Here is a 25670-nt window from a genome sequence, read left to right as displayed (position 1 = left end):
CCGGTCCGGAACTGGTGGGCAACAGGTGTGCCCCCGGTGCGTCCCTGCGGTGTAACCCCGGCGGTGTAAAAGGAGTCATGACGATGGAGGGGGTCCGCGTGCAGTGGCTCGGCAGGCTGGTGGCGGCGCTCGCGGTGGCGGTCACGGCACTGACGGGAGCCGCCGCACCGGCGCGGGCCGTGAACAAGGACATCCCCGATCTGGCGCTCGTCGTGGCGAACGGCACCGGCCGTACGACCACACTGCGCTCGGGGGACCGGGACTTCGTGCTGCTGTGGCAGCTCCTGGCCCCGACGGAGACCAGGACCGAGCGGGTACCGGACGCATGGGCCCAGGGGAGCTACCCACGGGTGCGGGCCACCGTGACGTGGGCGCTGACCGGGATCGGGGGGTGGCCGTACACCACCCGGGCGCCCGGGGGCGACGTGGCCGTCGAGCGGCAGGACCAGGTGTTCCTCGCCGAGGACGGGACGGCGTGGGTGCGGTCGGATCCGGCCCCCGACGTCGCCGACGACGACATCAGATGGCACCGGGCGCCGCGGTCGGTCTTCGACCGGCTGGAGAAAGCCGGGCTGCTGGAGCCGTCCGGGACCGCCGCCGGGGACGGCTCCTCGGCAGACCTGCGCTGGGCGGGCGCGGGGCTCGGAGCGGGACTGGCGCTGGGGTCCGTCGCCACGCTCGTCGCGGTACGGCGTACGGCGGCCCGGCGGGAGGCCGGGCCGCCGCGGCACGAGCTCATCGATCTCGGCGAGCTCCGGTGACCGACGCCGTCAGGTAGGCCGCGGGCCGTCCGTGGCCGGCGGCGCGGGGACCCGCGCCGCCGGACGGAGTCCGGTCAGCCGAGGTCGATCTCCGGGTACAGCGGGAAGTCCGTCAGCAGGTCGCTCGCGCGGTGCGCCACCTCGTCCGCGATCTTCAGGTCCAGGACGTGCTGGGCCTTCGACGGGGTGCCCTTGCCCGTGGTACCAGGGACGGCGGTCGTCAGGACACGGTCGATCAGGGCGGCGATCTCGTCCATCTCCGCCGTGCCCAGACCGCGGGTGGTGAGCGCGGGCGTGCCGACGCGGATGCCGGAGGTGTACCAGGCGCCGTTCGGGTCGGCCGGGATGGCGTTGCGGTTGGTGACGATGCCCGACTCCAGCAGGGCCGCTTCCGCCTGGCGGCCGGTGAGGCCGTAGGACGAGGCCACGTCGATCAGGTTCAGGTGGTTGTCCGTGCCGCCGGTCACGAGCGTGGCGCCGCGGCGCGTCAGGCCTTCGGCCAGGGCGCGGGAGTTGTCGACGATCCGCTGGGCGTAGTCGCGGAAGGACTCCTGGCGGGCCTCCGCCAGGGCGACGGCCTTCGCGGCCATCACGTGCGGGAGCGGACCGCCCAGCACCATCGGGCAGCCGCGGTCGACCTGGTCCCGGAGGGAGTCGTCGCACAGGACCATGCCGCCGCGCGGGCCGCGCAGCGACTTGTGGGTGGTGGTCGTCACGATCTGGGCGTGCGGGATCGGGTCGAAGTCGCCGGTCAGGACCTTGCCCGCGACCAGGCCCGCGAAGTGCGCCATGTCGACCATGAGCGTCGCGCCGACCTCGTCGGCGATCTCACGCATGATCCGGAAGTCGATCAGCCGGGGGTAGGCCGAGTAGCCTGCCACGATGATCAGCGGCTTGAACTCGCGCGCCGACGCGCGCAGCGCCTCGTAGTCGATCAGGCCGGTGGCCGGGTCGGTGCCGTAGGAGCGCTGGTCGAACATCTTGCCGGAGATGTTCGGGCGGAAGCCGTGGGTGAGGTGGCCGCCCGCGTCCAGGGACATACCGAGCATGCGCTGGTTGCCGAAGGCGCGGCGCAGTTCGGCCCAGTCCTCCTCGGAGAGCTCGTTGACCTGGCGGACGCCCGCCTTCTCCAGGGCGGGCACCTCGACACGCTGGGCGAGGACGGCCCAGAAGGCGACCAGGTTGGCGTCGATGCCGGAGTGCGGCTGTACGTAGGCGTGGCGGGCGCCGAAGAGCTCCTTGGCGTGCTCGGCGGCGAGCGACTCGACGGTGTCGACGTTGCGGCAGCCGGCGTAGAAGCGGCGGCCGATGGTGCCCTCGGCGTACTTGTCGCTGAACCAGTTGCCCATCGCCAGCAGCGTGGCCGGGGAGGCGTAGTTCTCGGAGGCGATCAGCTTGAGCATCTCGCGCTGGTCGGCGACTTCCTGGCCGATGGCGTCGGCGACCCGCGGCTCGACGGCACGGATCACGTCGAGGGCGGCGCGGAAGGCGGTGGACTCGGTGGTCAAAGACTGCTCTGGCATGTCGGCCTCCGGTGCGGCGTGGCTACAAGCGTTCACGGTTCACGGTCGGCCCAGGCGCACGGCACTCGCTTGCATCCGGGCCGCTCCCCGATGGTCGGTCCCATCCCAGCGCGCCAGTCACGGCCCGTGGTCAGCCTACCGGGCATGTGCCACGGCCCGGTTCCCGCGTCCACCATGCGAGCGACGATAGGAGAGGCAGCACACAGCCCCGTACGGCCGGAAGGGGAGCCACCGTGAGCACGACAGAAGCCATGGTCGCCGCGGCCGAGGCACACACCGCGCACACCTACCACCCTCTCCCGGTCGTGGTGGCGACGGCGGAGGGGGCCTGGATGACGGATGTCGAGGGACGCCGCTATCTGGATCTGCTCGCCGGCTATTCGGCGCTGAACTTCGGCCACTGCAACCGGCGGCTGATCGACGCGGCCAGGGCACAGCTGGAGCGGGTGACGCTGACCTCGCGGGCGTTCCACCACGACCGGTTCGGGGCGTTCTGCGAGCAGCTGGCCGAGCTGTGCGGCATGGAGATGGTGCTGCCGATGAACACGGGCGCCGAGGCGGTGGAGACGGCCGTCAAGACGGCCCGCAAGTGGGGTTACCGGGTCAAGGGCGTGCCCGCCGGGATGGCGAAGATCGTGGTCGCGGGCAACAACTTCCACGGCCGCACCACGACGGTCATCAGTTTCTCCACCGACCCGCAGGCACGCGCGGACTTCGGCCCGTACACACCGGGCTTCGAGATCGTGCCGTACGGGGACATGACCGCGATGCGCGCGGCGGTGACGGAGAACACCGTGGCGGTGCTGCTGGAGCCCATCCAGGGAGAGGCGGGGGTGCTGGTTCCGCCGGCCGGGTATCTGCCGGCGGTGCGCGAGCTGACCCGGGAGCGGAACGTGCTCTTCGTCGCCGACGAGATCCAGTCGGGGCTCGGCCGGACCGGACGGACGTTCGCGTGCGAGCACGAAGGCGTCGTACCGGATGTGTACGTGCTCGGGAAGGCCCTCGGCGGGGGGATCGTGCCGGTGTCGGCGGTGGTGTCCAGCGCCGAGGTGCTCGGGGTGTTCCGGCCGGGCGAGCACGGCTCGACCTTCGGCGGCAACCCGCTGGCCTGCGCGGTGGCCCTCGAGGTGATGGCGATGCTGCGGTCCGGCGAGTACCAGGCGCGGGCGGCGGAGCTGGGCGTGCATCTGCACCGCGAGCTGGGCACGCTGACCGCCTCGGGCCGGGTCACCGGGGTCCGTGGGCGGGGGTTGTGGGCGGGCGTGGACATCCACCCGGACTGCGGCACGGCACGCGAGGTCTGCGAGAAGCTGATGGACCGGGGTGTCCTGGTGAAGGACACCCATCAGTCCACGATCCGGATCGCCCCGCCCCTCGTCATCGCCGAGGAGGACCTTGACTGGGGGCTCGGCCGGTTGCGGGCGGTCCTGGACGTCTGAGGCCGGCCCTCACAGGATCACGTGCGGCAGGAAGCGCGCGTACTCGTCCGTGACCAGGCCGGAGGACTCCCGGATGCCGAGCCCCGCCGACTCGTCCTCGACGACCCAGGCGCCGAGGACGACACGGTTGCCGTCGAAGGACGGCAGGGGTGCCAGCTCCTGGTAGCAGCAGGCGTCCTCGCGCACGGGGACCGGAGCACCCGGCTCGTGGACCGTCACCCCCTCCCCCTCGCGGCCGAGGAGCGGCTTGGCGACGTAGCCCGTGGTGTGCGCCAGCTCCCGCGGCCCGTCGAGGTAGGCGGGAAGCAGGTTCGGGTGGCCCGGATACAGCTCCCAGAGGATCGCGAGGAGCGCCTTGTTGCTGAGCAGCATCTTCCAGGCGGGCTCGATCCACAGCGTGCTGCCCGTGCCGCCGCCGTTGTCGAGGCTGTCCAGGACGTGTCCCGCGAAGCGGTCCGTGGTGAGCCACTCCCAGGGATACAGCTTGAAGCAGCTGCGGATGAAGCGGAGCTGGTTGTCGACGAAGCGCTCCGACAGCGGGTCCCAGCCGATCTCCTCCATGGAGATCCATTCGGTGCCGAGCCCGGCCTGTTCGGCGGTCTCCTTCAGGTACGCCACCGTCATCAGGTCCTCGCCGAGTTCGTCGGCGGCGGAGTGGGCGAAGTAGAGCGGGCTGCCGGGCGGGAGGAGGGCGGCCTGATTCTTCCAGGCGGCGATCAGCCGCTCGTGCAGGGAGTTCCACTGGTCGCCGTCCGGGAACCGCTCCTCCATCCAGAACCACTGGGGCGCGGCGGCCTCGACCAGCGACGTGGGTGTGTCGGCGTTGTACTCCAGCAGCTTCGCCGGACCCGTGCCGTCGTAGCGCAGGTCGAACCGGCCGTAGACGGACGGCAGTTCGGCCCGGCGGTGCCAGGCCTCGGCGACCGCGCGGGCGACGCGCGGATCGGTGATGCCGAGGTCGGCGAAACGGTCCGCGGCGACGATGTGTCCGGCGGCGGCCAGGCACATGCCGTGCAGCTCCTCGACGACCTCCTCCAGCGCCTCCGCCTCGGGAAGGGTGAAGACGTAGTACGCGCTCTCGTCCCAGTACGGGCGAAGCGAGTCGTCCGGGTAGCGGGTGAGCGGGTAGATGAGGCCCTGCGCCTCTACGGTCTGCTGCCAGCCGGGGCGGGGCTCGATGGTACGGCGCTCCACGGGCCGCTCAGCCGCCGCTCTTGCCGTGGCTGCCGAAGCCGCCGCGGTCGACGCCGCCGTGGCTGCCGCCGCTGGAGCCACCGGAGCCCTTGCCGGGCTTGGTGAAGGAACCGCCGTTGACGAAGCCGCTCTTCTTCTTGCCGCCGTAGTACCAGGAACCGTGCCCGGACGTCTTGACGGACGTGCAGTTCTTGTCGGACACGACCTTGTAGCCCTTGCCGAGGGTGTAGCTGTCGCGGTCGACGCAGCGCTTGTCCGGGGCCGAGGAGCAGGCGGTGAGGGCGGCGGCGAGAAGTCCCATGCCGCCGAGGACGACCGTGCCCGAGCGCAGTTGCCGGCGTGTGTCCGCCATTTCGTGTTCCCCCGTCGAGTGAGACTTCGTTGAGACGTCGGTGAGAGGTTTTCGGGCAACAGACTAGAGAGCGTCAATCTGGTGTTCGAGCGCGCCCCGGCCGTGACACCGTCCCCTACAGTCACTCTGTGTTCTTTGGAATGGTGTGCGCGCTCGGTGCGGCGGTCTGCTTCGGTACGGCGACCGTGCTGCAGGCGGTCGCGGCACGAGCGGCGGGCACCGGTGGGGGCGGGGAGGCGGCGCTGCTGCTGCGAGCCCTCAAGCAGTGGCGGTATCTGGCGGGGCTCGCGCTGGACGGGATCGGCTTCCTGCTGCAGATCGCCGCGCTGCGGTCCCTTCCGATCTACGCGGTGGGCGCGGCCCTCGCGTCCAGCCTCGCGGTGACGGCGGTGGTCGCGGCCCGGCTGCTGCGGGTGCGACTGACCTCGAGCGAGTGGGCGGCGGTCGCCGTGGTGTGCGCGGGCCTTGCGATGCTCGGCCTGGCGTCCGGGGCGGAGGGCGGCCAGGACGGATCCACGGTCCTGAAGTACGCGATGCTGGCGACGGCGGTGGCCGTGCTGCTGCTCGGACTCGCCGGAGGACGTCTGCCGGGGCGGGGACGAGCGCTGGTGCTGGGCCTCGGCGCCGGGTTCGGGTTCGGGGTGGTCGAGGTGGCCGTTCGGCTGATCGGTTCGCTGGCGCCCGGATCGCTGCTCACGAATCCGGCGACGTACGCGCTGCTGCTGGGCGGCGGGGCGGCCTTCCTGCTGCTGACGACGGCGCTGGAGCGGGGTTCGGTGACGGTGGCGACCGCGGGCATGGTCGTGGGCGAGACCGTGGGGCCCGCCGCGATCGGGGTGGTGTGGCTGGGCGACCGCACCCGCGAGGGGCTGACCTGGCTGGCGGTGCTGGGATTCGTGGTGGCGGTCGCGGGGGCACTCGCGCTGGCGCGGTTCGGGGAGGCACCGGTCGCGGAGGGGTGAGCAGCCGGACGCCCGGTCGGGACGGCCTACGGCAGCACCCTGCACAACGCGTTCAGCGCCTCCGCCCACCCGTGGTCGGGCGGCGTCCCGTAACCGACGACCAGGGCGTCGGGCGGCTCGGCACTGGCTCCTTCGTGGCGGAAGCGGTGCAGGCCTTGCACCGCCAGGCCCTGCCACGCCGCCGCATGGACCACGCTCTGCTCAGTGCCTGGCGGAAGCCGCAGGACCGCGTGCAGACCCGCCGCGATGCCCGTGACGCGCACGTCGGGGGCGTGGGCCGCGACGGCCCGGACCAGCGCGTCGCGGCGGCGGCGGTAGCGCAGCCGGGCAGCGCGTACATGCCGGTCGTAGGCACCCGACACGATGAACTCCGCCAGGGTCAGCTGGTCCAGCACGCCGCACGTGTCGGTGGGGCCCTTCGCCGCGCAGGCCTCCTCGGCGAGCGCCGGCGGCAGCACCATCCAGCCCAGGCGCAGCCCGGGAGCGAGGGACTTGCTGGTGGTGCCCAGATACACCACATGGTCGGGGTCCAGGCCCTGCAGCGCCCCGACCGGCCGGCGGTCGTAGCGGAACTCGCCGTCGTAGTCGTCCTCCAGGATCAGCCCCCCGGTGCGCCGCGCCCAGTCCACGACGGCCGCCCGCCGCTCGGGGTGCAGCGGCACACCCATCGGGAACTGGTGGGCGGGAGTGAGCAGCACGGCGCCCGCGTCCGCCAGCCCCTCCACGCTGGTGCCGAGCCCGTCGAACGGCAGCGGCCGGCTGTGCAGCCCGGCGGCCGCCAGCAACTCCCAGTGGACGTCGAGTCCGTACGACTCGACGGCGACCGTCCGGACGCCGCGCGCCCTGAGCACCGCGCCGAGGATCTGCAGCCCCTGCCCGAAGCCCGCGCACACCAGGATGCGGTCGGGGTCGGCGCGCACACCGCGCGCCCGGGACAGGTACTCCGCGAGCGCGGTGCGCAGTTCGGCGAGGCCGCGCGGGTCGCCGTAGCCGAGGGCCCGGTTCGGCGCCGCCGTCAGAGCGCGGCGGGCGGCCCTGAGCCACTCGGCGCGCGGGAAGGAGGCGACGTCCGGCCTGCCGGGCTGCAGATCGTGGGCCGGACTCCGGACTGTGCGGGGGCGGGTCGCGGTGGGTGCGGTCCCGGGCCCGGCTGAGGTGCGCTCGGCCACCAGGGTGCCCGAGCCCTGGCGTGCGGTGAGCCAGCCCTCGGCCACCAGGTCGGCGTACGCGTCGGCGACCGTGTTGCGCGCGATGCCCAGGTCGGCGGCGAGCGAGCGGGAGGAGGGCAGCCGGATGCCGGGCGCCAGCCGCCCGGAGCGGACCGCCTCCCGCAGCGCCTTCGTCAGCCCCTTGCGCAGACCTGGCCCGGTCGGCTCGACATGCAGATCGAACCCCGGGGTGGCCCAAGGTTTCCCCATGGAAATGGACCATACTCCTGGGCTGCTCCGCTCCTAAGGTCGGAGATATGACGACGAACGAATACGCCGCCGAACACACCCCCCGCATGAACTGGGCCAAGCACGCCCCCGAGGTCTACCGGGCGATGGTCCGGCTCGACGCGGCCGCCGGGCAGGGTCTGGACCCCACGCTGCGCGAGCTCGTCAAGATCCGCACCTCTCAGCGCAACCACTGCGCCTTCTGCCTGGACATGCACACCAAGGACGCGCTCGCGGCGGGCGAGAGCGTCGAGCGGATCGTCCAGCTCAGCGCGTGGGAGGAGTCTCGGCACTTCTACACGGAGAAGGAGGTCGCGGCGCTGGAGCTGACCGACGCCGTCACGGTGCTGACGGACGGGTTCGTGCCGGACGAGGTCTACGAGCGGGCCGCCAAGCACTTCGACGAGGCGGAGCTGGCCCACCTGATCGCCTCGATCACGGTGATCAACGCGTGGAACCGGTTCGGTGTGACGACCCGCGCGGTGCCGGGCCACTACACGCCGGGCCAGTACAGCTGACGGAGCGCACGACGCATACCGCAGGCCTTCGCACCGGGGCTTGAGCCGCCGGGTGCCTCGGGGCGAGGCACCCGGCGTGACGCTAGTGGGACAGCCACGCCTTCCATGTGGAGGTGTGGCCGTCCACCCATTCCTTGGCCGCCTGCTCCGGGGTCAGCTTCCGGTCGGCGATCATCAGGGCGACCTCGTTCTGGTCCTCGGTCGTCCAGTTGAACTTCTTCAGGAAGTCGGCCGCCCTGCCGCCGCTCCCGGCGAAGTCCGCGTTCAGGTACTTCTGCAGCGGCGTGTGCGGATAGGCGCAGGCGACCTTCGCCGCGTCCGCGTCGCAGCCCTCCTTGTACGGCGGCAGCTTCACCTCGGTCATCGGGACCTTCTTGAACAGCCACTGCGGCGCGTACCAGTACGTCAGGAAGGGCTTCTTCTCCTTGGCGAACTGCCTGATCTGCGTGATCTGCGCCGCCTCCGAGCCCGCGAAGATCACCTGGTAGTCCAGCTTCAGGTTCTTCACCAGCGCCTTGTCGTTGGTGACGTAGGACGGCGAGCCGTCCATCAGCTGGCCCTTGCCGCCGCTCTCCGCGGTGCGGAAGAGGCTCGTGTACTTGTCGAGGTTCTTCCAGTCGGTGATGTCCGGGTGCTGCTCGGCGAGGTAGGTCGGGACGTACCAGCCGATGTGGCCGGTGACCCCGAGGCCGCCGCCGTGCACGATCGTCTTCTTGTCCTCGACGTAGCGCTTCTCCTGGTCGGGGTGGCCCCAGTCCTCCAGGATCGCGTCCACCCGGCCCTGGCTGAGGGCGTCCCAGGCGGGGATCTCGTCGACCTGGACGGTGTCCACGCGGTAGCCGAGCTCGTGCTCGAGGAGGTACTGGGCCACGGCGACGTTCGCCTGCGCGCCCACCCACGACTGCACGGACAGGGTCACCGTCTTCGAGCCGCGCGCAGCCGCGAACGGCGAGGCCTGCTTGGTCATGTCGGCGGCACCGCAGCCGGTGGTCATCGTCAGCACGGCCAGGGCCGTGGTGATCGTCGTACGGGTACGGGGCATCTCACGCTCCCTTCTTCGCGCGGCGCTCGGTGGGCTGCGTCACCCGGTCGAGCGTCAGACCGAGGCAGACGATCGCGGCACCGGCCACCAGACCGGTCGCCAGGTCGCCCTGGGCGAGGCCGAAGACGACGTCGTAGCCGAGCGCGCCGCCGCCGACCAGACCGCCGATGATGACGACGGCGAGGACCAGGACGACGCCCTGGTTGACGGCGAGCAGCAGGGCCGGGCGGGCCAGCGGGAGCTGCACCTGGCGCAGTTGCTGGACGCTCGACGCGCCGAGCGAGCGCGCCGACTCCAGGGCGGCCTGGTCGACCTGACGCAGGCCCTGGGTGGTGATGCGGACGACGGCCGGGAGGGCGTAGACGATCGCCGCGACGGCGGCGGGCGCGCGGCCGACGCCGAACAGCGCGACCACCGGGATCAGGTAGACGAACTGCGGCATCGTCTGGAAGACGTCGAGCACCGGGCGCAGCAGCCGTTCGAACCGGTCGCTGCGTGCCGCGGCGATCCCGGTCGCGAGCCCGAGGACCAGGGTGACGGCGACGGCCGCGAGCACCTGCGACAGCGTGTCCAGGGACGGCTTCCACACGCCGAGCACGCCGGTCGCCGACATCGCGAGGACGGCGGTGAGCGCGGTGCGCCAGGTGCCGATCAGCCAGGCCAGCGCGGCCACCACGAGCAGCACCGACCACCAGGGCAGCCACTGCAGTCCGGTGCGCAGCGGGTCCAGGATCCAGGTGGTGTAGTGGCCCGCCCAGTCGGCGGTGCCGCCCACATAGGGGACGCCCGAGTACAGGTGCGCGGTCATCCAGTCGACGGCACGGTTGACCGGCTCGGCGATGCGCACGGTCCAGGACAGCGGCCAGTCCAGGAGACCGGCCAGGCGTGCGGCGACGGCCACGGCCACGGTGGCCGCGGCGGCGTACACCCAGCCCGCCCGGCCGGTGGACGGCAGGCCCTCGCCCGCCGCGCCGGTGACACGGTCGAGGACGACCGCGAGCAGCACGATCGGGATGCCGGCGGCGAGCGCGGCGCCCACGTCCACCGAGGCCAGCGCCTGGTAGACGCGGTCTCCGAGGCCGCCGGCGCCGATCACGGAGGCGATGACGGCCATGGACAGCGCCATCATGATCGTCTGGTTGAGGCCGAGGAGCAGCTCCTTGCGGGCCAGCGGGAGGCGGGCGGTGAGCAGACGCTGGCGCGCGGTGGCACCGAGCGAGTCGACCGCTTCGAGGACCTCCTTGTCGGCGCCCCGCAGACCCAGCGCGGTGAGCCGGGCCATCGGCGGGGCCGCGTAGACGACGGTGGCGAGGACGGCGGCCGGAACACCGATGCCGAAGACGAGGACGACGGGCAGCAGATACGCGAACGCCGGGAGCACCTGCATGGTGTCGAGTACGGGGCGCAGGGCGCGGAAGGTGCGGTCGGACAGGCCCGCGGCGAGACCTAGCAGCGCTCCGAGCACGACGGACACGAGCACCGCGATCACCATGAGGGCGAGCGTCTGCATGGTGGGCACCCACATGCCGAGCAGACCGCAGGCAAGGAGGGCGGCCGCCGTGCCGAGTGCCAGGCGCACACCGGCGACGCGCCACGCGAGCAGCGCCCCGGCCGCCGTCACGCCTGCCCAGCCCGCGGCGAGCAGGACGAGGTAGACGGCGCGCACGGACAGCACGACGGCGTTGCTGACATAGCCGAAGAAGTAGAGGAAGAGGGGGTGGCTGTCCCGGTTGTCGATGATCCAGTCGCTGGCACCGGTCAGCGGCTTGGACAGGTCGACCGTGAGCGCGTGCGGCCAGCTGCCGCTCGCCCAGCGGGCGTCGGCGAGGGGGACGAGGACCGCCGCGACGACGGCCAGCACCAGGAGCTTGCCGAGGGCGCGGTGCTGGAGGAGACCGGAGCGGGAGAGACGGGGAGCGGCGGGTGCGGTGAGAGTCGCCATCACACCGCCTCCTTGATGTGCCCCGTCCCGGCCACGACGCCGAGCAGCCGCTCGTGGTCGACCACGCCGAGGCAGCGGCCGCCGTCCATGACCCGGGCCGGGGAACCCGTACGGGCCACCGCCTCGATCGCCTCGGAGACCGTGGCGTCCGGGGACACCGCGGGGCCTCCTTCGGTCTCCATGGGGGACGCGGTGCGCATGGCCGAGCGGACCGTGATGACCTGCTCGCGGGGGACGTCCCGGACGAACTCGCGGACGTAGTCGTCGGCGGGAGCGCCCACGATCTCCTCCGGAGTGCCCAGCTGCACGATCCGGCCGTCACGCATCAGGGCGATGCGGTCGCCGAGCTTGAGCGCCTCGCTCAGGTCGTGCGTGATGAAGACCATCGTGCGGCCCTCCTCGCGGTGCAGCCGGACCACCTCCTCCTGCATGTCGCGCCGGATCAGCGGGTCGAGGGCGCTGAACGGCTCGTCGAACAGGAGTACTTCGGGGTCGACCGCGAGCGCGCGGGCCAGGCCGACGCGCTGCCGCTGGCCACCCGAGAGCTGGGCGGGGCGCCGCTGCTCCATGCCCTCCAGGCCCACCTTGGTCACGAAGCCGGCGGCCCGCTTCCGACGTTCGGCCTTTCCGACGCCCTGGATCTCCAGGCCGTAGGCAACGTTGTCGAGGACCGTGCGGTGCGGCAGCAGTCCGAAGTGCTGGAAGACCATCGCCGCGCGGTGCCGGCGCAGTTCGCGCAGCCGGGCGCGGTCCATGGCGCGGACGTCCTCGCCGTCGATGGCGATGGTGCCGGCGGTCGGTTCGATCAGCCGGGTCAGACAGCGCACGAGGGTGGACTTGCCGGAGCCCGACAGGCCCATCACGACGAACACCTCGCCCTTGCGGACGTCGAAGCTCACATCGCGCACCGCGGCCGTGCAGTCGGTGCGCTCACGCAGCGCGGCGGGGTCCAGCGTGCCGAGTTCCGGGTCGGCGGGGACGCGGTCCGCCTTGGGGCCGAAGACCTTCCACAGGTTCTCGACGCGGAAGACGGGGCTCTGCGCCCCGGCGTGGGTGGGCGGCTTGCGGGTGGGGACGGTGGCGACCATCAGGCCTCGCCTCCGATCAGCTCGGCGGCCTTCTCCCCGACCATGAGCACCCCGATCATCGGGTTCACGGCGGGGATGGTCGGGAAGACGGATGCGTCGGCGATCCGGATGCCGTCGAGGCCGCGGATCCGCAGCTCCGGGTCGACGACGGCCAGTTCGTCGGTCTCGGCGCCCATACGGCAGGTGCCCGCCGGGTGGTACACGGTGTGCGCGACCTTGCGCGCGTACGCGCTCAGCTCCTCGTCGCCCGTGATGTCCGGGCCGGGGCAGACCTCCCGTTTGAGCCAGCCGGCCAGGGGCTCGGCCTTCGCGATCTCACGGGCGATCTTGATGCCGTCCACGAGGGTGCGGCCGTCGTGGTCGTCCTCGTCGGTGAAGTACCGGAAGTCCAGCGCGGGCTTCTCGTCCGGGTCTGCGCTCTTCAGCCAGAGGCGGCCGCGGCTCCTCGGTTTGGGGATGTTCGGCGTCATCGAGACACCGAACTGCGGCCGCTCGTAGCCCAGTCGCTCCGGATTGTCCGTGAACGGGATCTGGTAGAAGTGGAACATCAGGTCGGGGCCCGCGCTGCCGGGGTCACGGCGCACGAAGAGGCCCGCGTCGCTGTCCATCGCGGAGTTCTCCGGAATCGGGCCGTGCGTCTCCCACACGATCACCGACTCGGGGTGGTCGAGCAGGTTCTCACCGACACCCGGCAGATCCCGCACGACGGGTATGCCGAGCTTCTCCAGATCCTCCTTCGGGCCGATGCCGGAGTGCAGCAGCAGTCGGGGCGAGTCGACGGCACCGGCGCACAGCACGACTTCGCGCCGGGCCCGTACGAGGATCTCCTCGCCGTCCTTGGTGCGCACATGCACGCCCTGCGCGCGCGTGCCCTCCAACTCCAGCCGGTACGCCCAGGTCTCCAGCAGGATCGTCAGGTTGGGGCGCTCATCCATCACCGGGTGCAGATACGCCACCGACGCGCTGGAGCGCTTGTTGTCCTCGGGGTGGTAGGCCAGGTCGAAGAAGCCGACGCCCTCGGTGAACGGCTTCTTGTTGAAGCCCTCGACGCGCGGGACGCCGAGCGCCGTCTGTGCCGCGTCCACGAAGTCGCGGGCGATCGCGTTCCGGTCCTTCTCGTCGACGGGGACGATGTTGTTCTGGAGCCGCGCGTAGTAGGCCTCCATCGGGACGGCGCCCCAGCCCTGGGCGCCGGCCGCCTCCCACTCGTCCCAGTCGGACGGCAGGGGCTTGAACGCGATCAGCGTGTTGTGCGAGGAGCAGCCGCCGAGCACCCGGGCGCGGCTGTGCCGGATGTGCGAGTTGCCGCGCGGCTGCTCGGTGGTGGGGTAGTCGTAGTCGAGTTCGCCGCCGAGCAGGCCCATCCAGCGGCGCAGGGTGAGGACGTCGTCGCGGCCGACGTCGCTCGGGCCGCCCTCGATGACGGCGACGGTGACGTCCGGATCCTCGGTGAGGCGGGAGGCGATGACGGAGCCCGCCGTGCCGCCGCCGATGACGACGTAGTCGTAGGTGTGCTGCTCGGACATGGGGTGCTGCTCCTCGATGGGGGTTGGAGGAAGGTGCTGCGCGCGCCGGGGGGAGACCCGGGTGGGGGATGGGGGACGGGAGGTCAGCCGGCGAACCAGCGGACCGGGCGCGGCGCGAGGTTCTGGTAGACGTGCTTGGCCTCGCGGTACTCGGCGAGGCCGGCGGGGCCGAGTTCGCGGCCGACGCCGCTCTTGCCGAAGCCGCCCCACTCCGCCTGCGGGAGATAGGGGTGGAAGTCGTTGATCCAGACGGTGCCGTGGCGCAGCCGGCCGGCGACACGGCGGGCGCGGCCCGGGTCGGCGGTCCAGACGGCGCCGGCGAGACCGTACTCGGTGTCGTTGGCGAGCGTGACCGCCTCGTCCTCCGTACGGAAGGTCTCCACGGTCAGAACGGGGCCGAAGACCTCCTCCTGTACGACCTTCATCTCCCGGTGGCACTGGTCCAGCACGGTCGGCTCGTAGAAGTAGCCGGTCGCCGGCCTGGTCCCGGACGGCTCGGGGCGCCTGCCGCCGCAGCGCAGCACCGCGCCCTCGGCGAGCGCGGAGGCCACGTACGCCTCTGTCTTGGCGCGCTGCTGCGCGGAGACCAGCGGGCCGCACTCGACGTCCTTCTCGGTACCGCGGCCGAGGCGGATCCGGCTTGCCCGGCGGGCGAGCTCGGCGACGAAGCGCTCGCGGACGGACTCCTCGACGATGAGCCGGGAGCCCGCCGAACAGACCTGACCGCTGTGGATGAAGGCGGCGTTGAGGGCCTGGTCGACGGCGGTGTCGAAGCCGTCGTCGGTGGCGCAGGCGTCGGCGAACACGACGTTGGGGTTCTTGCCGCCGAGTTCGAGGGCGACCTTCTTGACGCCCACCGCGGCGGCCTGCGCGACCTTCGTACCGCTGACGAGTCCGCCGGTGAAGGAGACGAGATCCACGCCCGGGTGCTCGGCGAGCCGGGCGCCGACCGAGTGGCCGGGTCCGGTGACGAGGCCCGCCACACCGGTGGGCAGTCCGGCCTCGATGAGCAGTTCGATCAGCGCGATCGTGGTCATCGGGGTGATCTCGCTCGGCTTCACGACGAAGGTGTTGCCGGCGGCGAGGGCCGGAGCGATCTTCCAGCTCGCCTGGAGGAGCGGGTAGTTCCAGGGGGTGATCAGGGCGCAGACACCGACGGGCTCGTAGCAGACGACGCTGTGCACATCGGGCGAGCCGGCGTCGACGACCCGGCCGGCGCTCTCGGCGGCGACGAGGTCGGCGAAGTAGCGGAAGGCGTCGGCGACGCAGTCGATGTCGACCCGGCCCTCTTCGACCGTCTTGCCCGCGTCCCGGCTCTCCAGGAGACCGAGCTCTTCGCGATCGCGTACGAGCAGATCGGCAACGCGACGCAGGAGCGCGGCACGCTCGGCGGCGGGGGTGCACGGCCAGGGACCTTCGTCGAAGGCTTGGCGGGCGGCTGCGACGGCTGCGTCGACGTCCTTTTCGTCCCCCTCCGCAACCACGGCGAAGGGCTCGGCGTCCGCGGGGTCGATGATCTCGCGCGTCGCTCCTGAGAGCGCCGCGCGCCACTCGCCGGCCACGTGAACCGTCTGTTCTGCCTGCCGCGCCTGCTGTCCGGCCATGATTCGGTACTGCCTTCCGTTCCTGTTCCGCGCCCCTGAGTCACACAGGTGTGACTCCCGGAGGCCGGGGCACCTGCCCCCGCGCCGCACGTGCATGCGCACTCCGTGTCCGAAAGTGCGCCGCGTCACTGAGAATGCGGTCGAAAAGGGTGAAAAGTACGCTGCCGATCAAGCACTCATGGAGGTGACGCGATGTCCACGCCCCGTGGCTTCACCATTGCGACCTGCGCGGCGACAGCCGCGGCAGCGGGTCTGATGCTCTGCACCGGCACGGCCGGCGCCTCGTCGGACGACACCGGCGGCAACCAGGACCCGCAGCGGCTGCTCGCACAGGCACAGGAGGGGCTGCGGACGGCGACATCGGTGCGCCTCGCCTACCTCGACCGGAGTACGACGGCGACGACGAGCACTCGCCTGCCGACGTCGATGCAGCTCTCGATCGACCGGAGCGGAAACTGCGCGGGCACCCTGACCCTGGGCGGGCACGGCGGCTCCGTCGAGATCATCAAGCGGGGCACCGAGGTGTGGCTCAAGCCGGACCAGACGTTCTGGAAGGCCGAACTCCCCGGCCAGCGGGGCGTCACCGCGAGCAAGGAGTTCATGGGCCGCTACATCCACGGCTCGACGTCCGACTCGCTGCTGAGCGGCGTCGCGAACGCCTGCGACCTCGAGTCCCTGCAGAAGGCCGCCATGGTCTCCGCGCCCTCGTCCCTGACGGAGGGGCTCGCGACGACCCTGAACGGCACCCGGGTGGTCCCGCTGTCCTTCAAGGTGAACGGCCTGACGTCCACGCTGTACATCACGACGGGCAAGGATCACCGCCTGTACCGCGCGGCGCAGAAGGGCCCGGACACGGACCTGTCCCTCACCTTCACGGACTACAACAAGCCGGTCCTGACGAAGGCGCCGCCGGCCAGCGAGTCGGTGGAGATCTCGCAGGTCCAGGGCCTGCCGACCGCCTGAATCCCGTCAGCCGGGACAGGGAACGGCCACGGGTTCACCCGGACGGCCGTTCCCTGCTGCCCGCCGGCTCGATTCACCCGTCCGGAGCAGTGCGCACCGAGCCCGTCAGTCGCCGGACGCGTCGCAGGTGGCGCCGGGCGGGCAGAACCAGGCCAGGGCCGTGGTGAGCAGCTTCAGTTCGTCGTCGCGGCCGTCCGCGTCGGGACCGTACACGGCGATGGCGTAGATCTTGCCGTCCACGGCGACGAACCGCTCGTCGAAGACGTGCCAGGTGCCCACGTCGGGTTCACCCCTGATGGTGTCGGCCAGGTACTCCAGTCGCGACCCGGTGAACTCGCCGTCGTCGAGTTGTTCGAGGGCCAGCTCCCGGAAGCCGGCGGGCTTCGCGGTGTCCGGGGACAGGTACAGCTGGAAGGACGCGTCCGGGGACGGCTCCGCCACCTGGTACACCTGCAGCCGGTGCCTGCGGTCGGGGCTGCGGTAGTTGACCACCGGTATGCCGTACGAGGACTTCACCGTGGAACGCTTCCAGCCCTCGGGGAGGGCGATCCGGAAACCCTCGGCGTCAGCGTAGGACCGGTAGCCCGCCGGGAGTGCGCTCGGCGAGGCGGTCGGCGACAGCGACGCGTCGGTGGGCGAGGGCGGTGCGGGGATGTCCGAGTGCTGCGTGGGCACGGTGGACGTGGAAGGGCTCGCGGCGGCGCCCCGGTCGTTCTTGCCGTCGTTCCCGGAGTCGACCACCAGCGTCAGCACCAGGCTCACGGCGACTCCGACCGCCGCCGCCCCGGCCACCACGGACCACACGAGCCGGCGGCTCGGGCCGCCTGGTGCGGCGGGCGCCGACGGCTGGGGCAACGTCTCGGGGGTGGGCCAGGCGCTGTTGTCGGCCGGCCACGGCGGGAACGGCGAAGCACCGCCGTCCCCGGCCCACCACTGCGGGGCCGGCTGCGCCCCGCCCTCGGTCACCCGGGTGGGCCACCAGGCGGCGTCCGCGGTGGAGGCGCCCGGGTCCGCCGCCGGCCCTCCGCCCGCTCCCCCGGGGCCGGGCGCATCCGGCGCCGGCGTTCCCTCGCCACCCGCTCCCCCGGACCCCGCATCCGGCGCATGCTGCGGGCGCGCCGGTGGCGGTGGGGTCGCCGGAGCCGGGTTGCCCGCCGCGTCGCCGTCCTCCCAGCGCTGGGTGTCCTCGTTCCAGTACCGGCCGCCCCCGCTCATCGTCTTCCTCTCACATTCCGAGCAGGCCGGCCACGGCCCCGGCGGACGCGAGCACGCTCAGCAGGGCCTGCGAGTCGCTGAGCAGCTCGCGCAGCCGCTCCCGGCGCGACGGGGCCGCCTGGCCGGTACGGGTGATCTCGTCCTCTGTCTGGGCGAGCGCCGCGTCGAGCGCGGCCGTCTGCTCGCTGCCGCGCACCCGCGCCAGGTCGGCGCGCAACTCGCGCACTGCCTTCAGCAGTTCCTCGGCGGCCTCGTCGCGCTGCCCGGCCGTGCCCTGGTGGCTCACGGCCTGCGCGTGGCTGCCGATGGCGAAGGTGCTGTGCGAGACGTCGCCGATGCTGACGTTCGGCTCATCCGTGGCCATCGGTGTCGGATCCCTTCTGCGGTGTGGGGCCGTTGGTCGTGGCCGAGGCGCGGGCGTGCTCGCCGACCGCGAAGGTGCTGCCCTCCACCCGGCCGATGTGTACGCCGCCGTTGCTGATGTTCACGATCTTCTGCACGAACTCGCCGGTCTCGTAGCCGGATTCGGCGAGCGCCGCCCGCACCCCGTGCGCGATGCGGTCCTGCACGGCCTTCAGGTAGCGGTCGACGTCCATGTCCTGGAAGAGCGACCGGTCGGGCGCCGAGCCCAGCTCCCGCACCGACAGAGCGGGACCGTCCGGCAGCGCGCCCGCGTAGCCGCCGGTCAGCATCCGCCACCCGTACACCACGGCCCTGCCGAGCGTGATCAGGGCCCGGGCCGGGGAGCCCGGCACCCGGGCGAGGGACCACGCGGCCTGGCCGAGCAGGTTGTTGTGGCGGAAGCGGTGCGCCGTCCGGTCGGCGTCCTTGAAATCCTCGCGCACCGGGGTCAGCACATGCGGGGCGATCTCCAGCATGAGCATGCGCCCTTGGGTGTGGATGCGCACGAACACGGTGACGACCAGCTCCTCCTCCCATCCGCCGACCCGGATGCGCAGGAAGTGCCGCCGCTTCTCACCGCCCTCCTCGACCGCCCGCGCCCGGTGCTCCTCGAACGCCTGCGGGTGGTACGGCGCGTCCTCACGGCGCAGCAGCCCCTCCGCGGGCAGGAACACGCACTCGTCGATCTCCAGCCAGCGCAGCCGGTCGCGGACGCCGGGGCCGGCGTACTCGGCGGGCACGCGCAGCCGGTCGAGCAAGGGGCGCACCTTCTCCAGGACGGCCCGGTTGCTGAGCGGCTGCTGCTTCTTCAGCGAGTCGGGTGCGAGCTCCACGGCGAGGACCCAGGGGTCGTAGGCCCAGCCGGCGCCGCAGAACGGCCGTGCCTCGTGGTACATGATCAACGGTGCGTGCTGTTCGAACCGGATACGCTGCCGCATCCGCTCGAACCGCGGTCCCGGTGCCTGCTCCGCGGGGTCGCCGGCGGCGTCGGCGAAGCGCTGCGAGGACAGTTCGGCGGCCATGACGCGGGCGAACTGCCGGCGCTGCTGAGCGAGGCACACCGCGATGAGCGCGAGGGCGCCGAGGGCGAACCACGCCTGCCAGGGCGTGTCCGACCTGCTGCTGCCCGGCAGCAGCAGGTCGGACACGCTCGGCGCGTCGGAGGAGTTCAGGCCGTAGGGGTCCAGGGAGCCGGAGGAGGACGACCGGTACGGCGAGGCGTCGTCGGAGCCGCCGAACGCCAGCATGATCGTGAGGACGAGGAACCCCGCGACCGCGAGACGGCCCCACCAGCGCAGGATGAAGGCCGTCACCCGCCGGTACAGGGGCGGCTCCGCGGCCCGGCCCCTGATCCAGGACGCGATCGTCAGCATCAGGCTGGGCCCCAGAAAGAAGACCAGCAGACCGCCGGAGAGCGCCGAGCCCACCAGCCACAGGCCGATGACCGCCCCGGCCCACGCCAGCTCCTGGCGCCGGGCCCGCAGCGCGTGCGCGAGCACCCGTGCCGCGTCGTAGCCGAGCGAGGGCGCCGCGATCCGCTGTTCGTTGAGGTGCAGTTCCTCGATGACCCGGTCCCGGTAGCCGGGATCCAGATACGCGCCCGAGCACAGCAGCCGGGTGGCCTCGCTGGCGTGCGGTGGCTTCTGCGCCGGCGCCGATGGCGGACCGGCCTGTGTCGGCTGTGGTTGCTGCGGCACGTAGGCGGTGCTCACGCCACTCCCCCGATGATGGAACCGGGCCCCAAGAGACCTGGATCACAAGCAACTTGACAAATCATCAGCATAGGGGGACGTCCAGGCCCGGGAAAGCGGGATGTTCACGATCGTGACGGGCCGGCCGCGCTCCGTACGCGGCGGACCTCCCCGATAGACTCCGGCCATTCCTTTGACTAAAGTCAAAGAAATATGGAGTCAGTGTCGAGCGAGGACATCACGGCCCTCCGGCGGTTCAACCGTTACTTCACCCGCCGGATCGGGGCCCTGGACGACCACTACCTCGGGCAGGACCGGCCGCTTGGCCAGGCGCGGCTGCTGTACGAGATCGGGGACGGGGTCTCCCTGCGCGAGCTGCGCGGCCGGCTCGGTCTCGACGCCGGGTATCTGAGCCGGATGGCACGGACGCTTCAGGCGCAGGGACTCGTACGGACGAGCGTGCACCCCGACGACAGCCGGCTGCGGCTGGCGGAACTGACCCCGGCCGGGCACGTCGAGGTGAAGGAACAGAACCGCCGTGCCAACGCCCTCGCGGAGAGTCTGCTCGGCGGCCTCAGCGAGGCTCAGCGGGGCGAGCTGAGCGCCGCGCTCGGCACCGCGCGGCGGCTGCTGCGCCTCGCCGCCATCACGATCGAACGTGTCGACGGCGGCTCCCGGGACGCCCTGGCCTGCCTCGACGCCTACGCCGCCGACATCGACGCCCGCTTCCCCGAGGGCTTCGATCCCGCCGCCCTGGTACGTCCCGAGGAGGTGTCCGGCACCGCGGGTGCCTTCCTGGTCGCCTACGAGGAGGGGCGGCCCGTCGGGTGCGGGGCGCTGCGGACCCTGGAGCCCGGTGTCGGTGAGATCCGGCATGTGTGGGTGCATCCCGATGCCCGGCGGCTCGGTCTGGCCCGGCGCCTCCTCGACGGCCTCGAAGACCAGGCCCTCGAGCGCGGCCTCGGCGTCGTACGCCTGGACACCCACGCCGTTCTGACGGAGGCCCAGGCGATGTACCGGGCCTGCGGGTACGCGGAGATCCCGCGCTACGACGAGAACGTGTACGCGGCCCACTGGTTCGAGAAGCGGCTGCCGGATCCCGGTCCGCACTGACCACCACGCCCTCGGGTCCTGTGCGCCCGCCCGCACGGGACAGGCCCCGTCCGGGCGATACCGGAACGGGGCCTGCGGGAACGGATGACCCGTCGAACGATCAGATGAGGCCGAGGGAGCGGACCGCCTCGCGCTCCTCCTCCAGCTCCTTGACCGACGCGTCGATGCGGGCGCGGGAGAACTCGTTGATGTCCAGCCCCTGGACGATCTCGTACTTGCCGTCCTTCGTGGTGACCGGGAAGGAGGAGATGAGGCCCTCCGGGACGCCGTAGGAGCCGTCCGACGGGATGGCCATCGAGGTCCAGTTGCCCTCGGCGGTGCCGTTGACCCAGGTGTGGATGTGGTCGATGGCGGCGTTGGCGGCGGAGGCGGCCGACGAGGCACCGCGGGCCTCGATGATCGCGGCACCGCGCTTGGCGACGGTGGGGATGAAGTCCTCGGCGAGCCACTTCTCGTCGTTCACGACCTCGGCGGCGTTCTTGCCGGCGACCGTCGCGTGGAAGACGTCCGGGTACTGGGTGGCGGAGTGGTTGCCCCAGATCGTCAGGCGCTGGATCTCGGAGACCGGGACGCCCGTCTTCTTCGACAGCTGGGTCAGCGCGCGGTTGTGGTCGAGGCGGGTCATCGCGGTGAAGCGCTCGGCCGGCACGTCCGGGGCGGCGGCCTGGGCGATCAGCGCGTTGGTGTTCGCCGGGTTGCCGACGACGAGCACCTTGACGTCGTCCGCGGCGTGGTCGTTGATGGCCTTGCCCTGCGGCTTGAAGATGCCGCCGTTGGCCTCGAGGAGGTCACCGCGCTCCATGCCCTTGGTGCGGGGGCGCGCACCCACGAGGAGGGCGACGTTGGCGCCGTCGAAGGCGACGTTCGGGTCGTCGCTGATCTCGATGCCCTGCAGGAGCGGGAACGCGCAGTCGTCGAGCTCCATCGCCGTGCCCTCGGCGGCCTTCAGTGCCGGGGTGATCTCCAGGAGGCGCAGCTTGACCGGCACGTCCGCGCCGAGCAGCTGGCCGGAGGCGATGCGGAAGAGCAGTGCGTAGCCGATCTGGCCGGCCGCGCCGGTGACGGTGACGTTCACGGGAGTGCGGGTCATGGCGTTCTCCGTTTGACAGCTGGCGGTAGGGCTTCGTCGCCCGGGGTGCGGGATCCGGCCGCCGGCTCGTGACCGGCGCCCCGCCACGATGATCGATCACGGGTACAGACGATCGATATCTTGGCGTCAAGAGAGATCCAGCCGTCAGGCTATCGCGCATCCGGGATCCCGGATGCGCGGGCCCCTGTGGCCCGCCCCACAACAGAACGGACGGCGGCCGCCCGTCCGGGAGAGGGGGGACTCGAGGCGGCCGCCGTGTGGGGGTGTCCTGCCGGGGGGTCTCTCGGCCTCCCGGACTGCCGGACTCCCGTGGGGGTACGGTGCGCCTGCCCCGCAGCGCGTGGGTCATGCGTGCTGTGCGGGGATTGTTTTCGGCGAGCGGCGTGCGACATCTGTCCGCGCGCCCCCGTGCGGCGTGTCGCCGACCGTCGTGGGTCCGTCGGTCGTCGGGGAACTCGTCAACACATCGACACCACGGGGACGCAGCGGTGGCCTCGAAGGGCACAGGCGGATCGGGTCACCCGAACGTCACGGCACCCGCGAGGGCGACGACGAGCAGCGCGCACAGGGCGACGAGCGCGGCCAGCAGAAGACGGCGCTCGGCGGACCGGGGCCGGGTCTCCTGCTCCGGCAGCTCCCACCAGGGGACCGTCGGATCGTCCTCGTACTCCCCGGGCGCCGGGCCGTCCGCCGGGGCGGGCGCCGGAGCCGGCGTACGGGGCCAGGCGTGCACGGCCAGCTCCCATCGCACCCCGAAGCGCTCCGCCTCCTCGTCCACCAGCCCCGCCACCCGGCAGAGCGCCGCGACCGCCTGACGGGGCGGTGGCTGGGTGGCGTTGAGGTAGCGCTGCCAGGAGGACTTGCTGTACGCGGTACGCGCGCCGAGGGCGACGAGGCTGAGCCCGGTGCGGTCCTTCAGGAGCCTCAGTTGCTCCACGAAGTGGCGCACCTCCGGTGGAAGATCGTCCGGCAGGGGCTGCCACGCACCCATCGCTCACCCCTCCGCGTTCCCCGGCCCAAGAGCCTGTCTCCGTCCGATGGACGGCTTCAGGAGGCGCACCGGTTCCGTTGCGGGGCGCCGGCACCGTAGCGGAACGGTCACTTCCGTGCCACAGCGGACTGCTGGGTGTTGAACGGCTCCCGCACGTACATGAGGGTATTTCCCGGGCGGTCCGGACCGCCCGGGGCGCCCGGCCTTCCACGGGGGAGGGGCCGGACGCCCGCGCCTTTTCTCCATCACCGGAGGGAGCCGGCCCGAGCGGAGTACCGCCGCGCGCAGGGCGAGCAGCCGTGCCGGATCCGCCTCGGCCGCCTCGGCCGGCGACCGCGGGGCCGAACGCGGCGGGATCTGGCGGCCGTTGAGGCAGCGCTGCCAGGACGACTTCGACGGCGATCACCTACGACGACGGCGGGCCGTCCCCCGCCGAAGGGGGACGGCCCGCCGATGTGCCGGTCCGTGAACGCGCGGTCAGGTGCGGACCGTGAAGTGCAGGGTGTCGTCCAGGAAAGGTATCTCCAGCCACGGTTTCGGCTGGGCCATCAGGGCGAGCAGCACGATGGCGAGGCCCAGCACGCCGTAGGTGACCAGGTCCGTGAAGCGGGAACGCACCGCGAGCATGCCCACGTCGGGCAGCAACCAGCGCATCGCGGCACCGCCCAGCAGTGCGACCCCGATCAGGATGGTGCCGACGCGGAACATGTCCAGCGCGGTCAGCAGCAGCCCGAGGCCGACGACCGACAGTACGGCCAGGATCGGCCACTGACGGGCCGGCGCGGGCGCGTCACGGCGCGCGGCCCTGCCGCCGCCCTCGGGTCGCGCGGTGTCCCGGGTGACCCGGGGGAACCGCCGGGTCGCCCGCCGCGGCGTGCCGTCGGCGTCCGGGGCACTGACGGCGTCCGTCACCACGGGCTCGGTACCGTCCGCCCGCTGCTCTTCACTGGTGCCCTCAGGCCTTTCTTCAGTCGACACTGCGCTCCGCCGCCTCGACCACGTTGACGAGCAGCTGGGCACGGGTCATCGGGCCCACACCGCCCGGGTTCGGAGAGATCCAGCCGGCCACCTCGGCCACGTCCGGGTGGACGTCACCGACGATCTTGCCCTCGGCGCTGCGCGAGACGCCGACGTCGAGGACGGCGGCACCCGGCTTCACGTCCTCGGCCCGGATCAGGTGCGCGGAGCCGGCCGCGGCGACGATGATGTCCGCCCGCCTGAGGTGGGCCGAGAGGTCGCGGGTGCCGGTGTGGCACTGGGTGACCGTGGCGTTCTCGCTGCGCCGCGTCAGCAGCAGCGGCATCGGTCGCCCGATCGTCACGCCCCGGCCGACCACCACGACCTCGGCGCCCTTGATCTCCACGCCGTGGCGGCGCAGCAGGGTGAGCACACCGTTCGGGGTGCAGGGCAGCGGCGCCGGCTCGTTCAGGACCAGGCGGCCGAGGTTCATCGGGTGCAGGCCGTCCGCGTCCTTCTCCGGGTCCATCAGTTCCAGGATCCGGTTCTCGTCGATGCCCTTGGGCAGCGGCAGCTGGACGATGTAGCCGGTGCAGGCCGGGTCCTCGTTCAGCTCGCGGACGAGCGCCTCGATCTCCTCCTGCGTCGCCGTCGCGGGCAGTTCGCGCTGGATCGAGGCGATGCCGACCTCGGCGCAGTCGCGGTGCTTGCCCGCCACGTACTTGCGGCTGCCGGGGTCGTCCCCGACCAGGATCGTGCCGAGTCCGGGCGTGACGCCCTTCTCCTTCAGCGCCGCCACACGGGCGGTCAGCTCGGACTTGATCTCGGCTGCGGTGGCCTTGCCATCGAGAATCTGGGCGGTCATGGGTCCCATCCTCGCGGATGACCCGCTCCCGGTTCCAATCCGGGCACCACCGTGCCGCTCCTGTCCGCTTCGACCCATGATCAGCGAGGTTGCACTTGCACAACACCTTCGAAATGCCGCTGGACAAGACACAGGCGCTTTACAACGATGACAGCACGGTGCAGCGGGCAGTATCCGGGGGGACGGACCGCATCTGCAGGACTTTCCTCCGAACCGTGCCGCGCGCGTCCCCGCACTTGAGGCAGACGGAGGAAAGACCGCTCATGAGTTTCGGAGACTCGAACAACCCGTACGGCGCGCCCCAGGGCCAGCAGCCCGGCTACGGCTACCCGCAGGGTCAGCAGCCCGGCTACGGCTACCCGCAGGCGCCGCCGGTGCCGCAGGGCGGGTACGGTCAGCAGCCCTTCCCGACGACCATGCCCGGCACCGTCAGCGCGGCCCGCGCACTGCTGTGGGTCATCGTCGGCCTGCAGGTCGTCGGTGTGGCCCTGTTCGCGATCGGGGCGGCCGGCGTCAACGCCGCCAAGAACGACGACAAGCTCAAGGACAACGCGAACTTCCAGCAGCTCGCCGACTACTCCTCCGGCATGCTCTGGGCCGTCGCGGCCTTCGCCGTGGCCTGGGCGGTGTTCGCGATCGTGCTGGCCGTGAAGTTCAACAGCGGCGGCAACGGGGTCCGCATCACGACCCTCGTCTTCGCGATCATCACCGCGATCCTCGGCATCTACCCCTTCATCATCGTGGGCCTGCTGCACACGGTGCTCGCCATCCTGATCGCCGTGTTCGTCGGCAACTCCGCCGGCTCCGCCTGGTTCAACCGCCCGCGGCAGCCTGCCTACTGACCCCGCCGGGCGGCGCATCCGCCCGCCGACACGCCACGGGCCGTGTCCCCTCCGTACGAGGGGGCCGGCACGTCGGCGGTGATCCCGAGCAGTTTCTCCACCGCCAGGCAGTAGGCCGTCTCGTTGAACAGCGGCATCAGGTAGTCCATGCGGG

General features: G+C 71.9%; 23 protein-coding genes and 1 riboswitch. Of the genes, 7 read left to right on the top strand and 16 right to left on the bottom strand.

Features of this window, described 5'->3' with window-relative positions:
• Window positions 1-83: 83 nt before the first annotated feature.
• Window positions 84-761 (top strand): hypothetical protein, encoded by a 678-nt coding sequence (locus ABZ904_RS27250; protein ID WP_359393936.1) that lies wholly within the window; start codon window positions 84-86, stop codon window positions 759-761.
• Between the two features lie 74 nt (window positions 762-835).
• Here ABZ904_RS27250 and ABZ904_RS27245 read toward each other — a convergent pair whose 3' ends face one another.
• A complete protein-coding gene (locus ABZ904_RS27245; protein ID WP_359393875.1) occupies window positions 836-2284 on the bottom strand; it encodes a glycine hydroxymethyltransferase in 1449 nt (482 codons plus the stop codon).
• 41 nt (window positions 2285-2325) lie between these two features.
• A riboswitch (ZMP/ZTP riboswitch) is annotated at window positions 2326-2415 on the bottom strand.
• A 102-nt stretch (window positions 2416-2517) separates the two neighbouring features.
• Here ABZ904_RS27245 and rocD point away from each other — a divergent pair.
• Window positions 2518-3723 (top strand): ornithine--oxo-acid transaminase, encoded by a 1206-nt coding sequence (gene rocD / locus ABZ904_RS27240; RefSeq protein WP_360998135.1) that lies wholly within the window; start codon window positions 2518-2520, stop codon window positions 3721-3723.
• Window positions 3724-3732: 9 nt separating this feature from the next.
• Here the strand turns inward: rocD and ABZ904_RS27235 are convergent, their stop codons facing one another.
• Window positions 3733-4917: a glutathionylspermidine synthase family protein gene (locus ABZ904_RS27235; protein ID WP_359393879.1), complete on the bottom strand. Its 1185-nt coding sequence runs from the start codon at window positions 4915-4917 to the stop codon at window positions 3733-3735.
• Window positions 4918-4924: 7 nt separating this feature from the next.
• The gene (locus ABZ904_RS27230) at window positions 4925-5269 is read right to left on the bottom strand and encodes a hypothetical protein (RefSeq protein ID WP_359393882.1); all 345 of its coding nucleotides are present in this window, start codon (window positions 5267-5269) and stop codon (window positions 4925-4927) included.
• A gap of 140 nt (window positions 5270-5409) precedes the next feature.
• On the opposite strand from ABZ904_RS27230, the gene ABZ904_RS27225 reads away from it, so the two are divergent.
• Window positions 5410-6231, top strand: coding sequence for a hypothetical protein (locus tag ABZ904_RS27225; protein WP_359393938.1), 822 nt, complete (start codon window positions 5410-5412; stop codon window positions 6229-6231).
• 26 nt (window positions 6232-6257) lie between these two features.
• On the opposite strand, the gene ABZ904_RS27220 is transcribed toward ABZ904_RS27225, so the two are convergent.
• Window positions 6258-7649: a PLP-dependent aminotransferase family protein gene (locus ABZ904_RS27220; protein WP_361825969.1), complete on the bottom strand. Its 1392-nt coding sequence runs from the start codon at window positions 7647-7649 to the stop codon at window positions 6258-6260.
• A gap of 47 nt (window positions 7650-7696) precedes the next feature.
• On the opposite strand from ABZ904_RS27220, the gene ABZ904_RS27215 reads away from it, so the two are divergent.
• Entirely contained in the window at window positions 7697-8185 is a 489-nt protein-coding gene (locus ABZ904_RS27215) for a carboxymuconolactone decarboxylase family protein (protein ID WP_360998140.1), read from the top strand.
• A gap of 82 nt (window positions 8186-8267) precedes the next feature.
• On the opposite strand, the gene ABZ904_RS27210 is transcribed toward ABZ904_RS27215, so the two are convergent.
• The 5 genes from ABZ904_RS27210 to ABZ904_RS27190 form a co-directional block, all read right to left on the bottom strand.
• Entirely contained in the window at window positions 8268-9227 is a 960-nt protein-coding gene (locus ABZ904_RS27210) for an ABC transporter substrate-binding protein (protein ID WP_361825967.1), read from the bottom strand.
• A gap of 1 nt (window position 9228) precedes the next feature.
• Window positions 9229-11169 carry an ABC transporter permease subunit gene (locus ABZ904_RS27205; protein ID WP_359393890.1) on the bottom strand — a complete coding sequence of 647 codons (1941 nt, stop codon included), beginning with the start codon at window positions 11167-11169 and terminating at the stop codon, window positions 9229-9231.
• The gene (locus tag ABZ904_RS27200) at window positions 11169-12257 is read right to left on the bottom strand and encodes a betaine/proline/choline family ABC transporter ATP-binding protein (RefSeq protein WP_359393892.1); all 1089 of its coding nucleotides are present in this window, start codon (window positions 12255-12257) and stop codon (window positions 11169-11171) included. Before ABZ904_RS27200 ends, ABZ904_RS27205 begins: the two co-directional genes overlap by 1 nt.
• Entirely contained in the window at window positions 12257-13783 is a 1527-nt protein-coding gene (locus ABZ904_RS27195; protein ID WP_361825965.1) for a GMC oxidoreductase, read from the bottom strand. The genes ABZ904_RS27200 and ABZ904_RS27195 overlap by 1 nt, the downstream gene beginning before the upstream one ends.
• A gap of 83 nt (window positions 13784-13866) precedes the next feature.
• Entirely contained in the window at window positions 13867-15387 is a 1521-nt protein-coding gene (locus ABZ904_RS27190) for an aldehyde dehydrogenase family protein (RefSeq protein ID WP_361825963.1), read from the bottom strand.
• Window positions 15388-15579: 192 nt separating this feature from the next.
• Between ABZ904_RS27190 and ABZ904_RS27185 the strand changes: the two genes are divergently transcribed.
• Window positions 15580-16350, top strand: a complete 771-nt coding sequence (locus ABZ904_RS27185) for a hypothetical protein (RefSeq protein ID WP_359393898.1) — start codon at window positions 15580-15582, stop codon at window positions 16348-16350.
• Between the two features lie 105 nt (window positions 16351-16455).
• On the opposite strand, the gene ABZ904_RS27180 is transcribed toward ABZ904_RS27185, so the two are convergent.
• Genes ABZ904_RS27180 through ABZ904_RS27170 form a run of 3 tightly spaced genes read right to left on the bottom strand, consistent with a single transcriptional unit; the run spans window position 16456 to window position 19679 of the window.
• On the bottom strand, window positions 16456-17565 hold the full coding sequence (locus tag ABZ904_RS27180; protein WP_361825961.1) for a hypothetical protein: 1110 nt from the start codon (window positions 17563-17565) through the stop codon (window positions 16456-16458).
• 10 nt (window positions 17566-17575) lie between these two features.
• Window positions 17576-17929: a hypothetical protein gene (locus ABZ904_RS27175; protein ID WP_359393902.1), complete on the bottom strand. Its 354-nt coding sequence runs from the start codon at window positions 17927-17929 to the stop codon at window positions 17576-17578.
• A complete protein-coding gene (locus ABZ904_RS27170) occupies window positions 17916-19679 on the bottom strand; it encodes a hypothetical protein (protein ID WP_361825959.1) in 1764 nt (587 codons plus the stop codon). The genes ABZ904_RS27175 and ABZ904_RS27170 overlap by 14 nt, the downstream gene beginning before the upstream one ends.
• A gap of 192 nt (window positions 19680-19871) precedes the next feature.
• On the opposite strand from ABZ904_RS27170, the gene ABZ904_RS27165 reads away from it, so the two are divergent.
• Window positions 19872-20771 (top strand): helix-turn-helix domain-containing GNAT family N-acetyltransferase, encoded by a 900-nt coding sequence (locus ABZ904_RS27165; RefSeq protein WP_361825957.1) that lies wholly within the window; start codon window positions 19872-19874, stop codon window positions 20769-20771.
• 100 nt (window positions 20772-20871) lie between these two features.
• Here the strand turns inward: ABZ904_RS27165 and ABZ904_RS27160 are convergent, their stop codons facing one another.
• From ABZ904_RS27160 to ABZ904_RS27145, 4 genes are all read right to left on the bottom strand, one after another.
• On the bottom strand, window positions 20872-21861 hold the full coding sequence (locus ABZ904_RS27160) for a malate dehydrogenase (RefSeq protein ID WP_359393908.1): 990 nt from the start codon (window positions 21859-21861) through the stop codon (window positions 20872-20874).
• A gap of 517 nt (window positions 21862-22378) precedes the next feature.
• Complete coding sequence (locus ABZ904_RS27155) at window positions 22379-22852, bottom strand: helix-turn-helix transcriptional regulator (RefSeq protein ID WP_360998153.1); 474 nt, start codon at window positions 22850-22852, stop codon at window positions 22379-22381.
• A gap of 477 nt (window positions 22853-23329) precedes the next feature.
• Window positions 23330-23767: a DUF3017 domain-containing protein gene (locus ABZ904_RS27150; protein ID WP_359393940.1), complete on the bottom strand. Its 438-nt coding sequence runs from the start codon at window positions 23765-23767 to the stop codon at window positions 23330-23332.
• Window positions 23768-23819: 52 nt separating this feature from the next.
• Window positions 23820-24674, bottom strand: coding sequence for a bifunctional methylenetetrahydrofolate dehydrogenase/methenyltetrahydrofolate cyclohydrolase (locus ABZ904_RS27145; RefSeq protein WP_359393912.1), 855 nt, complete (start codon window positions 24672-24674; stop codon window positions 23820-23822).
• Between the two features lie 263 nt (window positions 24675-24937).
• On the opposite strand from ABZ904_RS27145, the gene ABZ904_RS27140 reads away from it, so the two are divergent.
• Window positions 24938-25516: a hypothetical protein gene (locus tag ABZ904_RS27140; protein WP_359393914.1), complete on the top strand. Its 579-nt coding sequence runs from the start codon at window positions 24938-24940 to the stop codon at window positions 25514-25516.
• Window positions 25517-25670: the final 154 nt, after the last annotated feature.

This window comes from Streptomyces sp. NPDC046900 (genome assembly GCF_040644975.1).
Classification (GTDB): domain Bacteria; phylum Actinomycetota; class Actinomycetes; order Streptomycetales; family Streptomycetaceae; genus Streptomyces.
This window is presented reverse-complemented; position numbering and strand designations above follow the sequence as displayed.